Annotated in this window: 2 protein-coding genes and 1 pseudogene; 1 reads left to right on the top strand and 2 read right to left on the bottom strand. The window is 61.7% G+C overall.

The window, feature by feature from the left end; translation table 11 throughout:
- Positions 1-622: pseudogene (locus tag Q0349_RS11295) on the top strand (threonine ammonia-lyase, biosynthetic); the annotation flags it as partial.
- A 38-nt stretch (positions 623-660) separates the two neighbouring features.
- Here the strand turns inward: Q0349_RS11295 and Q0349_RS11290 are convergent.
- Together Q0349_RS11290 and Q0349_RS11285 are read right to left on the bottom strand one after the other, a co-directional pair.
- Positions 661-1,257 carry a DJ-1/PfpI family protein gene (locus Q0349_RS11290; protein WP_298081066.1) on the bottom strand — a complete coding sequence of 199 codons (597 nt, stop codon included), beginning with the start codon at positions 1,255-1,257 and terminating at the stop codon, positions 661-663.
- A 27-nt stretch (positions 1,258-1,284) separates the two neighbouring features.
- On the bottom strand, positions 1,285-1,468 hold a 184-nt coding region (locus tag Q0349_RS11285; protein WP_298081065.1), incomplete at its 5' end, for a hypothetical protein.

The following is a 1,468-nucleotide window of genomic DNA, read 5'->3' as shown; positions in this document are numbered from 1 at the left end:
CACCCTGATTAACATCATCTCCGGCGCCAACATGAACTTCGACCGCCTGCGCTACATCGCCGAACGCACCGAAATCGGTGAACAGCGCGAAGGCCTGCTCGCCGTCACCATCCCCGAAGTGCCGGGAACCTTCCTCAATTTCTGCACCCTGCTCGGCAACCAGAACGTCACCGAATTCAGCTACCGCTACCAAAGCGCGGCACAGGCGCAAATCTTCGTCGGCGTCGAACTGAGCGGGGGGCGCGCCCAACTGGACGCGCTCATCGCCAAACTGCGGGGCGAAGGCTACGACACCGAAAACCTCACCGACAACGAACTGGCCAAATCGCACCTGCGCTACATGATAGGAGGGGCGAGCGTGGAAGTCGTGGGCGAACGGCTGTTCCGCTTCGGCTTCCCCGAACGCCCCGGCGCGCTGCTGCACTTCCTGCAAACCCTCGGTACGAAAAACAACATTAGCCTCTTCCACTACCGTAACCACGGCAGCGACTATGGCCGCGTCCTGGCAGGCATTCAGAGCGACGACCCGGCACAACTGGAAGCGCACCTGGCCGCCATCGGCTACGACTACAGCGAAGAAACCGACAACAGCGCCTACCAGCGCTTCATGAAAATCGGCTGAGCCGCGCACAGCAAAAGGGCTGCAATGCAGCCCTTTTTTCATGCCACCGCGAACGGATCGGCACCGGCCTCGCGTTGCCAAACATATTCACAGCGATGGGCGATGGCTTCCGCCTGCGCGCTGCCGTAGCGGTCGGCGATAAAACCGAGCGCCATGTCCATCCCCGCCGAGACGCCAGAGGCGGTATAAAAGCGGTTCGCCCGCACCCAGCGCGCCTTGCCCTGCCATTGCACCTGCGGGAAAGTGTCGCGCACCCAGGCGAAGGCGGCCTTGTTGGAAGTGGCGGGCAGTTCGTCAAGCAGGCCGGTCGCCGCCAGCAGCGCCGCGCCGGTGCAGACGGTGAGACACCAGGCGCTTTGCGCCGCCCAGTCGGCCAGCGCGGCGGTGAAAGCGGCATCGGCGACCAGCGTGCGCGTTGCCATGCCGCCGGGTACGAGCAGGATGCTGCCGGAGCGCAGACTGTCCAGCTTGTCGGTGGCGACGGCAAAGCCCTGTGCGCTGTCAATCAGCCCGCCGCTATGCGAGACAAAATGCAAGCGCACATCCGGCAGGCGTGAGAGCAACTCCACCGGCCCCATCAGATCAAGCGTCTGGTAGCCGGGAAAAAGCAGGCAATAGATGTGTGTCGTGGTCATGGAAAACTCCTGAAAAGGGGGACGCCATTATGCGCTGTGGGGGCGTTTGGCGCGAGGGAATGCCCATCCGCTTCCCGCCCTCTGCGGGTCGGTACCAGCCCCCAAATCCACACCATCCACAAATGTTAGAACGGTATAAATTTCGTCCGATTTCTGTTGAAACTTGTGCTTTTTATCCGTCCATAGCCGTCCTATAATGTGCATACGTTGT

It is taken from the genome of uncultured Cardiobacterium sp., from assembly GCF_938028185.1.
Lineage (GTDB): Bacteria > Pseudomonadota > Gammaproteobacteria > Cardiobacteriales > Cardiobacteriaceae > Cardiobacterium.
This window is presented reverse-complemented; position numbering and strand designations above follow the sequence as displayed.

Bases quoted from the DNA above. Each gene is read 5' to 3' on its own strand.
- Q0349_RS11290 (WP_298081066.1), bottom strand. From the start codon at position 1,257: ATGACCACGACACACATCTATTGCCTGCTTTTTCCCGGCTACCAGACG.